The sequence below is a fragment of the Streptococcus sp. GMD3S genome (genome assembly GCF_000298695.2).
Taxonomy (GTDB): Bacteria; Bacillota; Bacilli; order Lactobacillales; family Streptococcaceae; genus Streptococcus.
Window position 1 is genome coordinate 65,508 of sequence record NZ_AJRC02000007.1, and the last position, 14,528, is coordinate 80,035.

Here is a 14,528-nt window from a genome sequence, read left to right on the forward strand (position 1 = left end):
GGAATTTACTCCCCCCTTAAAAGAGTCAGATGATACTGTTGTTATGATAATCTGAATCATTCAGTCTATCGGGGCTTACTTTCTCTTTCTTAAAAGTTTGACGAAGATAAACTGACGTACAAAGCCTGGACAAAGTGCAACAATTGCCTGAATGGCCACACTTTTAGCATATTCCCTGTAAGAAATTTGCCCCCGCTCAAGCATCCGTTGGCGAGCTTGACGATAGAGTTTAAGGTAACGCAAGCCACCTCGACGCTCAAACATCCCTGCACCGACACGAACCTTACACAAGATTTGATCTAGGTTTCCAGTCTTGGCACCTGCAGCAATCATATTGAGCCAAAGGAGGTCATCCTCCATGTAAAGGCCATCTTCATAGTTGCCCGCCTTGAGGACCATGTCCTTTTTGAACATGACTGTCATATGGTTAAAGGCACTTCTCATTCTTTGGTAAGCCATAATGTCTGCATGCCGAGTTGGGACACGACGGTAAGAAACAATCTCGTCAGGATTGTCAATAAATTCTGCAATATGTCCACCTAAGAGATCCAGATTTTCCTGTTCCATTAGTTGGACTTGCTTTTCAAAGCGGTCAGATACCGCTATATCATCTGTATCCATACGAGCAATGATATCGTACTGACACTGTAAAACACCGTATCGAAGAGCCAAACCTAAACCTTGATTTTCCTCTAAGGGGCACCGTTTCACTGGAATGTCTGACTGAGCTTCCACTTCTTCTAGCACCTGATAGAGTTCGGGTGTGAGCGGCCCGTCCTCAACAAGAACAAGTTCGCTCGGTTTCAAGGTCTGGTTTTGAACACTTTTGATAGCATCTCTTAAAAACGTCGGATTTTCCTTTACATAGACCGACATCAAGACGCTGATTTTTTGCTTTTCAGGCACAGTTTTTCTCCAATGTATAGATTTCCTTCCACTATTTTATCACAAATTCTCCTAGTTTCCTATTTTTATATCAAATCAAGGAAAATTCTAGTAAAGAAATCTGTCTCTTTTCACTTTATTTTCACTTCCATTGATTGATCTGTCTTGGCTGTCATTACTTGACATTATAAGGAAAAAACCTTAAAATAAGCTGTTATTAAAATCATCCTATCGAGGTTTTTATGAAGAAACAATCACTCTTTTTTGTTCTAGGAATTGTCTTAATCGGGACTGTTTTACGATCTCCCTTCACTGCTCTTCCAACTATTTTAGGAGATATTGCTCAGGGACTAGGAGTGGAGGTTAGCTCTCTTGGGATTTTAACCAGTCTCCCTCTCTTGATGTTTGCTCTTTTCTCTGCTTTTGCAAGCCGCTTGGCACAAAAAATCGGGTTGGAACATCTCTTTACATACTGTCTCCTCCTCTTAACTGTTGGCTCTGTCATTCGGATTTTCAATCTTCCCCTTCTCTATCTAGGGACCATAATTGTGGGAGCAAGCATTGCGATCTTCAATGTACTCCTCCCAAGTATGATCCAGGCAAATCAGCCTCAAAAGATTAGTTTCCTAACAACGCTCTATGTCACTGCCATGGGAATTTCGACAGCCATCGCTTCTTATCTATCCGTCCCTATCACCCAAGCTAGTTCTTGGAAGGGCCTCATCCTCGTTCTCAGCTTTCTCTGTCTGGTCACTCTGCTAGTCTGGTTGCCAAATCATCGCCACAACCACCACCTAGAAAACCAAAAAGAAAAGCAAGTCAAAGAGAATATTCTAAAAAGTAAAGATGTCTGGGCTATCATTATCTTTGGCGGGCTTCAGTCCTTGCTCTTTTATACAAGTATGACCTGGTTGCCAACTATGGCTGTTAGTGCTGGTATTTCTAATAGTGATGCGGCTCTCCTTGCTTCTATTTTCTCACTCATCAGCATTCCTTTTTCAATGACTGTTCCAAGTCTGACGACTCGTCTATCAGATGGTCACCGTCGAATCATGCTGGCAATTATCTCTATCGCTGGTATGACAGGAATTGCCATGCTCTTGTATCCAACCAATAATTTCCTCTACTGGTTAGTCGTCCATCTCTTGATTGGAACGGCCTGCAGTGCCCTCTTCCCCTACCTCATGGTTTGCTTCTCGCTTAAAACCAGTTCTCCTGAAAAGACAGCTCAGCTATCAGGACTAGCGCAAACAGGAGGCTACATCTTAGCTGCTTTTGGTCCTGCCTTGTTTGGTTATAGTTTTGAACTTTTCCAATCTTGGATCCCAGCTGTCCTTGCCCTTCTAGCCATCGATATCATCATGACCATCTCACTCTTTATGGTGGATCGGACTGATAAGATTCTCTAATTTTCTAAAATCTATCATAACCATAAACAATGCAAAGCCAGACAGAGTCTGGCTTTTTTTGGTCCATACAATAATCTAGTTTAATACACCTTAAAACTAGATTAATATCTTGTTTTGTGATAGAATATGTTTGCGTATGATTAGATTTTTGACTTGTGTGTTCGCAAGTATTAACAGCGATGTTATAGGAATGTTTGGCTTTACCTAGTTTTATTAGCTAGGGATTTTCTTGGATTTCTTCTGGAAATCTTGTTCGCGTAAGAGTTATCATACGCTTTTTTTTATGAGGAAAAAATTATGACTAAATTCAATCAACTACAAACAAAAGATGACTTTGCTAAACTACTTGGCTTGAAAAGTGCTAAATACATCAATTATTTATTGTACAATGTAAAAACTGATAATTTATATAACTCTTTCACTATCCTTAAAAAGAATGGTGGAGAAAGAGTTATACATGCCCCCAAAAAAGAGTTGAAGTTCCTTCAGAAAAAATTGTCTAATGTTTTGTGGGAATGTTACCTTGAAAGCATAGAATCTAAATCAAAGGATAAGAACTTTAAAACACCTGTTCTGTCTCACGCATTTGAAAAGGGGAAAAGCATTATTACCAACTCTCAGATGCATCGAAACAAGAAATACATTCTGAACATTGACTTGAAAAACTTTTTTGATTCTTTTAATTTTGGAAGAGTAAGAGGCTTCTTTATAAAAGACAAGGATTTTACTGTTTCACCAGAAATTGCTACAGTAATTGCTCAAATTGCATGTTACCAAGGTAAGTTACCACAAGGAGCCCCTTCTTCTCCCATCATCACAAATTTAATTACTAGAATTTTAGATTATCGGATTGTCAAAATTGCTAAAAAATATCGTTTTACATATTCTAGATACGCCGATGATATGACTTTTTCGACAAATCGTGAACTAAACTCTAATAAACTGAGAGCAAGCAAAGAGTTAGATAACTTTTTAACTGAATTAGAGGAGGTAATCATCTCATCTGGTTTTGAAATTAATCCTAAAAAAACACGATTGAGCAATAACATGCAGCGCCAAGAAGTGACTGGACTGGTTGTCAACAAAAAGATAAATGTAAAAAGAGAGTACATAAAAAATACTCGCGCAATGGCCTTTCAATTATACAAAGATGGAGCTTTTGAAATAGATAAGAAACCAGGAACGATCAATCAACTAACGGGACGCTTTGCTTTTATTTTTCAAATAGATCAATACAACAACTACTTACTTTATAAAAAGTCCCTGATTCAAAATAATCTGGATGCACAGAAATATTTATTAGGCAGAAACTCATCAAAAAAATCTGAATCGAAATATTATTGGAAATATATCTTTTATAATAAAGATTTACGAAAAGAATTATTCGATAATAAAAAACATAATACATATAATTTACCAACAGAGTTCTACAGTATAGGTAAGGAACAAAAGAAAACGTACATGTCTCTATTTAATTCTAGAGAAAAAGAGTACAAAAAATTTCTATTTTATAAATATTTTTTCGGAAATGATAAACCTATAATTGTCACAGAAGGAAAGACAGATCCCCGATATATTAAAGCAGCTTTAAAAAAGCTTTATCGTAAATATCCAGAACTTATTGAAAAAGTTGGCAATAACTTTGTATTTAAAATTGAATTTTTAAATCATACTAATACAATAGAGTATCTTTTTAATGTTCCAGAAGGGGGAGAAGGTTTTAAATATTGGTATAATTATTTTTCTGATAAATCTTACTATAATGATGAAGGTAAGAAAAAATTTTTTGCTCTAGATCCAGAAGAAAGAATTTTATACGCAAACTATATTACTTATTTCCAACAATTAACCGATAATATTCCAAATTATCCAACAATATTTTTATTTGATAATGAACCGAATAATAGAAATGGTAAGGATAAATCTCCCTTATTTTTGTTTGCGAATCATGCAAAAGACCTAATGAATCCTCAGAATAAAGACTCGAAGACTTCCAAGAGTTTAGAATCAAAAATTTCAGATAATTTAGAAAAAATTAGAAGAGAAAAACCTTGTCGTATTAATAAAAATGGGAGCTTATATATTATGGCGACACCTTTAGTATCTAGTAAGAATGACGGTAATTTTTCTGATATTGAAGATCTATTATTGTCACGTAAATTGCCACCCATTTTAAAAGGGAAAACATTCTCCAAGAGTGGTGGTGATAATCATTATGGAAAAGAAATTCTTTCAAAGCATGTTCTAAAAAATTATGAAAAATTCGATTTTACTGAGTTTATCCCTTTGTTAGACGGTATAAGAGATAATATACTAGATTATAAATCATTATTCTAGCTTATCTTTAAAATATAGAATTCTGCCGAATAACTGATGTATAATCCTCTAAACTTCTAGTTTTTACTAGGAGTTTTTTTATATGTAAAATTTTTACACATATTTCTTGACAGGGCTTTCATATTGAGATACAATATATTTGAAAAGAGTATATATAAAATTTTTATATAATATAAAGGAGGTTTCCCATGTACTTCCCAACATCCTCTGCCTTGATCGAGTTTCTCATCTTGGCTGTACTGGAGCAGGGGGATTCTTATGGTTATGAGATTAGTCAAACCATTAAGCTCATCGCCAATATCAAAGAATCTACGCTCTATCCCATTCTCAAAAAATTGGAAGCCAGTGGCTTTCTGACCACCTACTCTAGAGAGTTTCAGGGGCGTATGCGCAAATACTACTCCTTGACCAATCGGGGCGTAGAGCAGCTCGTTACTCTAAAGGAAGAGTGGACGCTCTATACCGACACCGTCAACGGCATCATAGAAGGGAGTATCCGCCATGACAAGAACTGACTATCTGACTCAGTTAGAAACCTATCTCCATAAACTGCCTGAAGCTGACCGCATCGAAGCTATGGACTACTTTAAGGAACTATTTGACGATGCTGGCCCAGAGGGCGAAGAGGAACTCATTGCCAGTCTGGGAACTCCAAAAGAAGCTGCCCATGATATCCTCTCTGATCTTCTCGATAAAAAGGTCAATGAGGCACCTGCTCAAAAGAATGACCGCCAACTGCTACATATTGCCCTCCTGGCCCTGCTAGTAGCTCCTATCGGAATTCCGGTCGGAATCGGCATCCTCATGGCCATCATCGGTATTTTTATCGCGGCTGTCTCCGTCATTTTAGCCTTTTTTACCGTTTCGGTGACGGGCATCCTACTGGGCGGACTCTTTATCGTAGAGAGCTTTAGCGTCCTAGTCGAAGCCAAATCTGCCTTTATCTTGATTTTTGGGGCTGGTTTGCTTTCTATCGGTGCTTCTTCTCTTGTTCTACTAGGTATCTCCTATGTAGCTCGTTTCTTTGGCCTCCTAATCGTCCGCTTGGTGCAATGGATTCTTAAAAAAGGAAAGAGAGGTGACAGACATGCGTAAATTGACGAAAGGATTTCTCATTTTTGGTGTGGTTTCTACAATCCTCGGTTTTATCATGATCATTGTAGGCGCCCAGTCCAATGGTATTCAAAGTTTACTTGCCATGTCAAAAGATCCCGTCTATGACAATCGTATCGAAGAAGTGACCTTTGGAAATGAAGTGGAAAAGCTTGATTTAGCCCTTGAGGAACATAGCCTAACCATCACAGAGTCTGTAGATGACAAGATCCACATCACCTATCATCCGTCCGTGTCTGGTCGTCACGATTTGACTACTGGTATGAGTGACAAAACACTGAGCGTCACTGACAAACAAGCCTCCCAACATCGTTTTCTCGGTTCAGGAATCGAAAGCCTACTTCGTATCGCCAGCAACTATTCTAATCGTTTTGACGAAGTCGTTCTCTCCCTACCCAAAGGAAGAAAGCTGCAAGCTATCACCGTCTCAGCCAATCGTGGACAAACTAATATTCGTCAAGCCAACCTTGAAAATGCAACCATCAAAACAAAAGGCTATCTCTTAAGACTAACAGAAAGTTCTATCAAGAACAGCACATTAACGGCATCTCATATCATCAATATCTTTGATGCCGAATTGACAGATAGTCAGGTCAAGACGGAGGGAGCACACATCTATGCTGAAAATATCCAAGTTCACGGCAAGGTCGAGCTAGAGGCTTATTCAACTCTACAACTCATTCTCTCCCAGAAAGAGACCGACCGTATCAATCTAGAAATTTCTTCTCAGCATGGTGGTATCTATCGTCAACCCAAAGAAGAACATCGTGGACAAAAAGAGAATGTACTTGCCAACCCTTATAAAACGGAAAAAGCAGATATCAAGGACCTACTCATTGCAAAAGCCAACCAAGATATCTACCTACCAAAAGAAGAGTACTCTTCTCCATCTAGAAACCATTGACAAAAACGCTTTCATCTGCTAATCTAAAAATAGAAAACGATCATAAAAAAGGAGGTTCCACCATGACACAAGAATGGTTTGAAAGCGCCGATCTTGAGAAGAAATCAGCTCAGACGAAATCGGAAATCCAGCCCGACCAACCAGAGACTTCGGATACTGTAGAGACCGAACCACAAGCAAGCCAAGAAACTCCTATCTCACCTAAAGAGTCGGAAAGGCATGAGGAGGAAGCTCCCGAAACGATAGAAGAAGCCCAAACAGAGGAAGAGGGAGAAGGGAAAGCTGAAGAGGGACACAAGCAAGAAAAACCTGTAAAAGAGAAAAGTATCCTCAGCAAGGCTTTAGAAAGCCCCTATATCCCAGATATTGACCCTCGTAAAACAGCCAGATTAAAAGCAGAAATCGCACTATTTTGGACTTGGCTGCTGGACGCTATCCAAGAACCAACTACCAGCAAGAATACGGACCAAAAGCATCGTTATAGTGTCTTTGCCCTACTCACCTTGCTGTCGTCAATCAACCTTTTCTTTAGTATCTATCATATCAAGCACCTCTACTACGGCTATATGGCCTCTATTGCCAATAGTTTACCTAACCAGCTCCCACCTTTAGATCTCTTTGCTGGACTTTCTATCTTGGTCGCTAGCGCTCTATTTTACTTTTCCATCATTTTGGGAGGCTTTACTGTCCGACGTGTACTGGACCAGGAGAGCGACTTCACATTCCAAGAAGCTTGCGATCGTTACAGCCGACTCTTTGCTATCCCGCTTGTCTTAACGGCTCTAGCAAGTTTCTTTGCACTTTTTGGCGGCTTGCGATTCGCTGGCATCCTCACTCTTCTAAGCATGACCATCTTTGCCCTTGGCAATCTCTTTGTGATTAGCAAGCCAAGTAAGGCTAGTAGCCTTGACCCATTTTATCGTTTCTTGCTAGCTGTCTTACTTGATGGCGCTATTCTCTTACCCTTCTTCATTGCAGAGCTCGCGCTGACAGTTGACTACCTTCGCATCCTGACATTCTTTTAACCAAAATCCCTGCCATTTGTTAATGACAGGGATTTTTATGTTTACTCTTTTTTTGAACCGTGTCTACTTGACGGCTGCCAATTCCTCAAAATTTTTTCCCAAAATGGCTTGTACTTCTAATTGATTGGCATCTAGTTGCTGATAAAATGCTTCTGGTAGCGACTCTAGGAATCTTGCATAGTCCAAGCGAGCGATGGATTCATAGTCTTCTGCTTTGGACCCATCACCAGAAATCGTCACTAGGTCAATCTCCCAAACAAGCTCTTTGCCTGCCAGCTGATCGGTATAAGGAGCTGGTACAAAGGGTTCCTTTGGCAAAATCGTCTTGACTCCTTGGGCTAGGTGATAGATACCGTGCACCTTGCCTTGAGCATCTGGGTAAAATTTCACACTGGCAAGGTAGGCATCAGAGCCTTGAACCTTCTTGACCAACTCTTCAAAATGTGCCAATCCATCCTCAGCCAAAAAGCTCTCGAGGTATTCCTTATTGAGATAGATAGGGGCCAAGAGCCCTTGGCAATATACTAGACGAGCCGCTTTGTCAGATAGATAATGCTTGACCGTTTCTCGGAAATAAGCTTCAAAATCAAAGCCTTCTAGCCCTTCTACCACTTGCCCCAACTTGTTTGATAGGGCTTGGAGGAGAGCTTCTACAATCTCCCAGTCCGCTCTGGTAAGGAAGTCTGGAATCACCACTTGATAGCCTTTTCGGCTATCCGCATAGTTCACCTTGAAGAGAAATTGCGACTGACCTACAATCCCACACTCGATATACTCGAGACGATTGAGGGGCTGACGGAGATAGACCGCATCATAACTGTGTGACTCCAAGCCCTCCACCAAGGCCAAGATAGACTTGGCAGTCAAGACCTCCTGTTGTCCTAGAATGCTTTCTTTATTTGGGATAAAAAATGTTTTCGCCATAACTGGCCTCCTTTGAAATCGTTTACATATAGTATAACCTATTTTCCTGAAAGATACAGAAACAAATTTTAGATTTTTAGATAAAAAGCATAGAAAAACAGCCCCTAAGGGCTGTTTGCTTTATACAGTAGCGACTTGATCCAAGCTTTCACCGATAGCTGCTAGACGCTCGATCACTTCTGCTTGTGTCAATTCATTTTCTGAGACGTAGCGGTTGCGTGGGTGAACACGGCACTCGTGTGAGCATCCACGAAGGTACTTGTCTTCATTTTCTTCTGATGTTAGGATACGACGGTTACAGAAGGGATTTCCACAGTTGACATAACGTTCACATGGTGTTCCATCAAACCAGTCTTTCCCTACGATGGTTGGGTTGACATGGTTAACATCAACGGCGATACGCTCGTCAAAGACGTACATTTTCCCATCCCAAAGTTCACCTTGGACTTCTGGGTCTTTACCGTAAGTTGCGATTCCTCCGTGCAATTGGCCGACATCTTTATAGCCTTCACGGACCATCCAGCCTGAGAATTTCTCACAGCGAACTCCACCTGTACAGTAAACCACAACACGCTTGTCCATGAATTTTTCCTTGTTGTCACGGACCCATTGTGGCAACTCACGGAAGTTGCGGATGTCTGGACGGATAGCCCCACGGAAATGTCCTAGGTCGTACTCATAATCGTTACGTGTGTCAAGAACCACTGTATCTTCGTCAAGAAGGGCTTCTTTGAACTCTTTTGGAGACAAGTAAGCACCTGTTGTTTCAAGTGGGTTGATGTCGTTGTCAAAGTCATTGTCTTCCAAACCAAGGTGGACAATTTCTTTCTTGTAGCGAACAAACATCTTCTTGAAGGCTTGTTCACTTTCTTCGTCAATCTTGAACCAGAGGTCTTCCATACCTGGGAGGCTGTGAACGTAGTCCATGTATTTTTGAGTTGTTTCGTAGTCACCTGAAACAGTCCCGTTAATCCCCTCGTCAGCGACGAGGATACGGCCTTTGAGACCGATTGATTTACAGAAAGCCAAGTGATCTGCCGCAAATTGCTCTGCATTTTCAATTGGAGTATAGAGGTAGTAAAGTAAGACACGAATATCTTTTGCCATAAGATTTGTTCTCTTTTCTATTCTTAAATTTTCAGAATTTTTCATTCAACTATTCTAGTATACCCACTTGAGAAAACGAATGCAATTTATTTGACCGAAAATTATATAGAGAGACCTACCACTGCACTTCATCAGTAACCATAGCGAATCGCAGATAATTCTCTCAATTTTTTGATTTGCTTAGCTTGACTTTCTGACAAACCCAGCTTGTTATCAATCAACACACGTGAGATGTCAACGTTCATTTGGCTCAGAATAAATGGAGTAGAGGTTCCATCGTCCTTTAATCGTTTTTGATAAATCACTAACTGATTTTTCAGGGGAGCAAGTTGAGGCGCAACCTTTATATCTTCCAATAGATGATCAATGATGGTCATCGCTTCACAACGTCTTTCACTTCCTCCAGCAAACCATTTTAATGGTGTCATACTCATTTCCCTCCTGAAATTCGCTTATAAATTGAAAAACTATAATTCCTAACTCTCCAGCCAGTATTTTACCCAAACACCCTATGTAAAAAAGTCAGCAAAAATGGCAAGGTCGCTACAATATTATTGATTACATGCACCGCATAGGAAGGATAAATGCTCTTGGTATAACGGGTCAAACCAGCAAAGATGATTCCAGATGTTGTAAAAACGAAAATATCTAACAGACTAGGCAGGCTTGAAAAATGAGGGAGAGCAAATAAAATAGAAGGAAGAAGCAAATCAAGACCAAATCTCGAATCTTTAAAAAAGGCGTGTTGCAGTAATCCTCTATAGATTAACTCTTCCATCAGTGGAGTCAGAAAAAACAGGGCTATATAAATACCTAGCTCTGCAAAGTTAGTCCCACTATAACCAATCAATACAGCCCAACCTTCCGCAGTTGACTGAACATGTTTAGCTGTCTGAACGTTAAAAGAGATCTGGAGCACTACCACTAATACTGTCAAAATCGAATACCAAAGCCATTTTTCTCTTGGAATGCGAAAGAGATAACCATGGCCTGTCTTAACCAGAATCCAAATCATGACTCCGATAAATAGCAAACTCAAGATATTTTGAATCCAGAAGAAATTGCCTATCTGGGAAGAAAATTGCCAATAGTTTTGGACAATAAGCGTCAGCTGAGAAAGACCAAATACGAAAAATAGGTAAGAGAAGACAGCACTCATTTTGAAAAGAAGGCGATATTTTTTCATAATAAATCCCCTATAGATGTATGTGTATCACATCGCATAAACCCTCAGAACCACTCTTTTCATGTTTACATCCTAAAAATCACTACCTCCCCTAGAGAACTAGGGAAGGCAGCGATCACATTTTTAGGAATTAGGAATGAATACACGAAATCAATCGATCTTATGATTTTTTGTTTTTCAAGAATTCGTCGTATTGTTTTTGCATTTCGTTCAATACTTTTTCGTAAGCACCTTCAGATTTCAATTTTTCCATCAATTCTGGAATAGCTTTATCTGGGTCTACAGTACCAGTGTTGATAGCTGTATCGAATTGTTGCATTGTGTTAGAAATTGCTGAGATTTCAGATTTCACATTGTCAGTGTTAAAGATGAATCCAAGTGCTGGAGATTCTTTAGCTTCTGCCAATTGTTTCTTAGAATCTGCAATTTGTTGGTCTGTAACGTTTTCGTTGATGTAAAGGATCCAGTTGTTACCAGTGTTCCAACCTGACATGTGAGTGTTTCCTTTATATCCATCAAGGACGCGGACACGGTTTTCTTTACCTTCAACTTTTTCCCAGTTCTTACCTTCTGGACCGTAAACAAGACCGTTCAAGAGTTCTGGGTTTGTGTTCAAGAGGTTCAACACTTCCATTGATTTTTCTTTGTTCTTAGAGTTGTTTGAAATGACAAAGTTAGCAACTTGTGTTGTTTGGTTTTTCTTGATAAAGTTAGTGATTGGTTTGATTTGGATGTCTTTGTTAGCAACGCGTGAAAGCAAGCTGTTACCGTAGTCAGCTGGTCCTACTGTTTCTTCACGAACGAACCAAGTATCTTGTTGAAGGTCAAATGAAGTGTCGCTGGTTGCTACGTCTTTTGGAATGTATCCAGCTTCATAGAATTTGTGAAGAGTCTTCAAATGTTCTTTGAAACGAGGCACTTCGTAACGGTTTACGATCTTAGTAGTGTCTCCTTCAAGGTCGATAACAAATGGAAGTCCGTTTGGTACTGGGTAGTCAAAGTTATCGGATGGGATAAAGTTCTTCGTAACCGCAAATGGTACTACATCTGGAGCTTTTTCTTTGATTTGTTTCAAGACTGGTTCAAGTGTTTCGTATGAAGTGACACCTGAAATGTCAATACCATATTTTTCAAGAAGAGCACCGTTGAAGGCAAAGTTTTGAGATGATGCAACGTTAGCTGCAACTGGAACAGCATAAATCTTACCGTTTACAGTGTTCCCTTTGATGTAAGCTGGGTCAAGTGCTTTGTAAAGCTCTGCTCCTTCTTTTTTATACAATTCTGTCAAGTCAGCATAAGCACCTTTTTGAGCATTTACGACATAGTTAGATGCAAATGCGATATCATAGTTTTCACCAGATGATGTGATAACTGACATTTTCTTATCATAGTCACCCCATCCGAGGTATTGGATATCCAATTTAGCACCGACTTTTTCTTCGATGATTTTGTTTGCATTTTCTAGCAATTCATCCAAGTTGTCTGGTTTGTCACCGATTTGGTACATTTTGATTACAGGTTTTTCACCTGAAGTAGTATCGGCAGCTTTTTTGTTGTTACCTGTAAGGTTTCCACAAGCAGCAAGACCAGCAGCCAAAGCGACTACGCTAGCAGATGCAAAAGCATATTTTTTCCAGTTTTTCATGATAAAAACTCCTTTTTTTATTTTTAAACTTATAAACGATTTAATGATTTTTAACTTCAATCACTATGATGAAGTTGGGAAGGGAGAAACGGTGTTTCTCAGCAAATGCTATTCTTTCACACCACCGATCGTCAACCCTTTAACAAAGTAGCGTTGGAAGAATGGATACAGAATCGCGATTGGAAGGGTTGCAACAACAACCATGGCCATACGACCTGTTTCTTTCGGTAGAGCGACTCCCAGTTGACCAGATAGGCCGACTGCTTTTGCGATGTAGTCCATATTTTGTTGGATTTGCATGAGCAAATATTGCAATGGATACAAGTTGTCACTCTTGATGTAAAGAAGGGCGTTGAACCAGTCGTTCCAGAAACCAAGAGCTGTCAAAAGCGTGATGGTTGCGATACCTGGAAGTGACAAGGGCAAACAGATCTGGAAGAAGATCCGAGCTTCACTGGCACCATCGATACGAGCGGATTCGAGAATGGCTTCTGGAATGGTCTTCTTGAAGAAGGAACGCATCAAGATGATGTTGAATGGTGAGAGGAGCATTGGAACAATCAAGGCCCAAACGGTATCACCAAGTTGAAGCAGGCGAGTGACCACGATATAGCCTGGTACCAAACCAGCATTGAACAACATACTAAGAAGAGCGAAGATTGTAAAGAATCTGCGGTACTTAAAGGTTGTACGTGAGATGGCGTAGGCATAAGTGGTTGTAATGAAGACGTTGGTCACTGTTCCGACTACGGTTACAAAAACTGAGATAAAGAGCGCTTGGAGGATCTTATCTTTAAACTGAGCTAGGAACTGGAATCCATCTACACCAAATTTCGAAGGGAAAAAGCTATATCCATACTGGAGGATGCTCTTTTCGTCTGTCACCGAAATGATAATAACGAAGATAAAGGGCAAGATACAAGAAAGAGCAATCAAACCAGAGATGATACTAAAGAAGATATCTGCTTTCTTACTGAAGGAGTGAATGCCGACATTATCGATTTTTTCTTTTTTAATTTTCTTTTCTGCCATATTCTCCTCCTTTCTAGAACAAAGCTGAGTTTGGATCGACTCGTCTTGCAAGCAAGTTTGATAGGATAACCAGAATCAAACCGACAACGGATTGGTAAAGACCGGCTGCTGAAGCCATACCGATATCTGCTGTCTGAGTCAAACCATTAAAGACATACACGTCCAAAACGTTGGTTACATTGTAGAGCTGACCAGCATTGTGTGGGATTTGATAGAAGAGACCGAAGTCTGCACGGAAGATATTTCCGACTGCAAGGATGGTCAAGACTGTTACAAGCGGAGTCAACTGAGGAATGGTTACGTTGCGAATACGTTGCCACTTGCTCGCCCCGTCCACTGTTGCTGCTTCGTAGTAGGTTGGGTCAATTCCCATGATCGTCGCATAGTACATGACACTGCTATATCCAAAGCCTTTCCAAATACCTAGGAAAAGGAGAAGGTATGGCCAAATGCCTAAGTCAGCGTAGAAGTTGACTTCCTTCATGCCAATGGATGTTAGGAAATGGTTGAAAACCCCTTTGTCAATGTTTAGGAAGGCATCTGTAAAGAAACTGATGATAACCCATGACAAGAAGTAAGGGAACAACATAGACGTTTGGAAAATCTTAACCATTCTCTTAGAGCGGAGCTCGCTGAGGATGATGGCAATCCCTACTGATACAATCAAACCGATAAAGATAAAGCCGAGATTGTAAAGAACGGTATTACGAGTGATGATAAAGGCATCTTTTGAACTAAACAAGAATCTGAAATTATCTAACCCGACCCATTTACTATTCACAATACTATCTATGAAACCATTACTGGTCATATGGTAGTCTTTAAAGGCGACCACATTCCCAAATACTGGAATGTAAAAGAATAGAATCAACCAGAGTGCCCCTGGTAAAACCATCAAGAGAAAGATCCAGTTATCTCTCAAGGTCTTTGAAAACTTTTTCATAATTTCCTCCCTTTTTAT

14 protein-coding genes are annotated in these 14,528 nt (G+C 39.9%); 6 read left to right on the top strand and 8 right to left on the bottom strand.

What is annotated here, in order from left to right; translation table 11 throughout:
• Positions 1-75 precede the first annotated feature (75 nt).
• Positions 76-906: a glycosyltransferase gene (locus GMD3S_RS0204900; RefSeq protein ID WP_001114309.1), complete on the bottom strand. Its 831-nt coding sequence runs from the start codon at positions 904-906 to the stop codon at positions 76-78.
• Between the two features lie 221 nt (positions 907-1,127).
• Between GMD3S_RS0204900 and GMD3S_RS0204905 the strand changes: the two genes are divergently transcribed.
• The 6 genes from GMD3S_RS0204905 to GMD3S_RS0204930 all read left to right on the top strand — a co-directional run bounded on the left by GMD3S_RS0204905 (position 1,128) and on the right by GMD3S_RS0204930 (position 7,673).
• On the top strand, positions 1,128-2,294 hold the full coding sequence (locus tag GMD3S_RS0204905; RefSeq protein WP_000744862.1) for a CynX/NimT family MFS transporter: 1,167 nt from the start codon (positions 1,128-1,130) through the stop codon (positions 2,292-2,294).
• A 297-nt stretch (positions 2,295-2,591) separates the two neighbouring features.
• Complete coding sequence (locus GMD3S_RS0204910) at positions 2,592-4,631, top strand: retron Ec67 family RNA-directed DNA polymerase/endonuclease (protein WP_000160018.1); 2,040 nt, start codon at positions 2,592-2,594, stop codon at positions 4,629-4,631.
• 188 nt (positions 4,632-4,819) lie between these two features.
• The gene (locus GMD3S_RS0204915; protein WP_000273860.1) at positions 4,820-5,146 is read left to right on the top strand and encodes a PadR family transcriptional regulator; all 327 of its coding nucleotides are present in this window, start codon (positions 4,820-4,822) and stop codon (positions 5,144-5,146) included.
• Positions 5,133-5,726: a DUF1700 domain-containing protein gene (locus GMD3S_RS0204920; protein WP_000198644.1), complete on the top strand. Its 594-nt coding sequence runs from the start codon at positions 5,133-5,135 to the stop codon at positions 5,724-5,726. Before GMD3S_RS0204915 ends, GMD3S_RS0204920 begins: the two co-directional genes overlap by 14 nt.
• Positions 5,719-6,648 carry a DUF4097 family beta strand repeat-containing protein gene (locus tag GMD3S_RS0204925; RefSeq protein WP_001229034.1) on the top strand — a complete coding sequence of 310 codons (930 nt, stop codon included), beginning with the start codon at positions 5,719-5,721 and terminating at the stop codon, positions 6,646-6,648. Before GMD3S_RS0204920 ends, GMD3S_RS0204925 begins: the two co-directional genes overlap by 8 nt.
• 62 nt (positions 6,649-6,710) lie before the next feature.
• Positions 6,711-7,673, top strand: a complete 963-nt coding sequence (locus GMD3S_RS0204930; protein ID WP_000191318.1) for a DUF6574 domain-containing protein — start codon at positions 6,711-6,713, stop codon at positions 7,671-7,673.
• A 63-nt stretch (positions 7,674-7,736) separates the two neighbouring features.
• On the opposite strand, the gene GMD3S_RS0204935 is transcribed toward GMD3S_RS0204930, so the two are convergent.
• From GMD3S_RS0204935 to GMD3S_RS0204965, 7 genes are all read right to left on the bottom strand, one after another.
• Positions 7,737-8,597 (bottom strand): DUF4299 family protein, encoded by an 861-nt coding sequence (locus tag GMD3S_RS0204935; RefSeq protein ID WP_001140326.1) that lies wholly within the window; start codon positions 8,595-8,597, stop codon positions 7,737-7,739.
• Between the two features lie 120 nt (positions 8,598-8,717).
• On the bottom strand, positions 8,718-9,704 hold the full coding sequence (trhO, locus tag GMD3S_RS0204940; protein WP_001030023.1) for an oxygen-dependent tRNA uridine(34) hydroxylase TrhO: 987 nt from the start codon (positions 9,702-9,704) through the stop codon (positions 8,718-8,720).
• 131 nt (positions 9,705-9,835) lie between these two features.
• The gene (locus tag GMD3S_RS0204945) at positions 9,836-10,132 is read right to left on the bottom strand and encodes a bacteriocin immunity protein (protein WP_000188106.1); all 297 of its coding nucleotides are present in this window, start codon (positions 10,130-10,132) and stop codon (positions 9,836-9,838) included.
• A 68-nt stretch (positions 10,133-10,200) separates the two neighbouring features.
• A complete protein-coding gene (locus tag GMD3S_RS0204950; protein WP_000760776.1) occupies positions 10,201-10,890 on the bottom strand; it encodes a CPBP family intramembrane glutamic endopeptidase in 690 nt (229 codons plus the stop codon).
• A 160-nt stretch (positions 10,891-11,050) separates the two neighbouring features.
• A complete protein-coding gene (locus tag GMD3S_RS0204955; protein ID WP_000800396.1) occupies positions 11,051-12,535 on the bottom strand; it encodes an ABC transporter substrate-binding protein in 1,485 nt (494 codons plus the stop codon).
• A gap of 108 nt (positions 12,536-12,643) precedes the next feature.
• Positions 12,644-13,567, bottom strand: a complete 924-nt coding sequence (locus GMD3S_RS0204960) for a carbohydrate ABC transporter permease (protein WP_000818344.1) — start codon at positions 13,565-13,567, stop codon at positions 12,644-12,646.
• 13 nt (positions 13,568-13,580) lie between these two features.
• Positions 13,581-14,510 (bottom strand): ABC transporter permease, encoded by a 930-nt coding sequence (locus tag GMD3S_RS0204965; RefSeq protein WP_000714584.1) that lies wholly within the window; start codon positions 14,508-14,510, stop codon positions 13,581-13,583.
• Positions 14,511-14,528: the final 18 nt, after the last annotated feature.

What these genes read in the sequence shown, in the direction of transcription:
- GMD3S_RS0204925 (WP_001229034.1), top strand. Translation starts at nt 5,719, where the DNA reads ATGCGTAAATTGACGAAAGGATTTCTCATTTTTGGTGTGGTTTCTACA.
- GMD3S_RS0204920 (WP_000198644.1), top strand. Translation starts at nt 5,133, where the DNA reads ATGACAAGAACTGACTATCTGACTCAGTTAGAAACCTATCTCCATAAA.
- GMD3S_RS0204965 (WP_000714584.1), bottom strand. Translation starts at nt 14,510, where the DNA reads ATGAAAAAGTTTTCAAAGACCTTGAGAGATAACTGGATCTTTCTCTTG.
- GMD3S_RS0204910 (WP_000160018.1), top strand. Translation starts at nt 2,592, where the DNA reads ATGACTAAATTCAATCAACTACAAACAAAAGATGACTTTGCTAAACTA.
- GMD3S_RS0204945 (WP_000188106.1), bottom strand. Translation starts at nt 10,132, where the DNA reads ATGACACCATTAAAATGGTTTGCTGGAGGAAGTGAAAGACGTTGTGAA.
- GMD3S_RS0204930 (WP_000191318.1), top strand. Translation starts at nt 6,711, where the DNA reads ATGACACAAGAATGGTTTGAAAGCGCCGATCTTGAGAAGAAATCAGCT.
- GMD3S_RS0204915 (WP_000273860.1), top strand. Translation starts at nt 4,820, where the DNA reads ATGTACTTCCCAACATCCTCTGCCTTGATCGAGTTTCTCATCTTGGCT.
- GMD3S_RS0204935 (WP_001140326.1), bottom strand. Translation starts at nt 8,597, where the DNA reads ATGGCGAAAACATTTTTTATCCCAAATAAAGAAAGCATTCTAGGACAA.
- GMD3S_RS0204960 (WP_000818344.1), bottom strand. Translation starts at nt 13,567, where the DNA reads ATGGCAGAAAAGAAAATTAAAAAAGAAAAAATCGATAATGTCGGCATT.
- GMD3S_RS0204950 (WP_000760776.1), bottom strand. Translation starts at nt 10,890, where the DNA reads ATGAAAAAATATCGCCTTCTTTTCAAAATGAGTGCTGTCTTCTCTTAC.
- GMD3S_RS0204905 (WP_000744862.1), top strand. Translation starts at nt 1,128, where the DNA reads ATGAAGAAACAATCACTCTTTTTTGTTCTAGGAATTGTCTTAATCGGG.
- trhO (WP_001030023.1), bottom strand. Translation starts at nt 9,704, where the DNA reads ATGGCAAAAGATATTCGTGTCTTACTTTACTACCTCTATACTCCAATT.
- GMD3S_RS0204955 (WP_000800396.1), bottom strand. Translation starts at nt 12,535, where the DNA reads ATGAAAAACTGGAAAAAATATGCTTTTGCATCTGCTAGCGTAGTCGCT.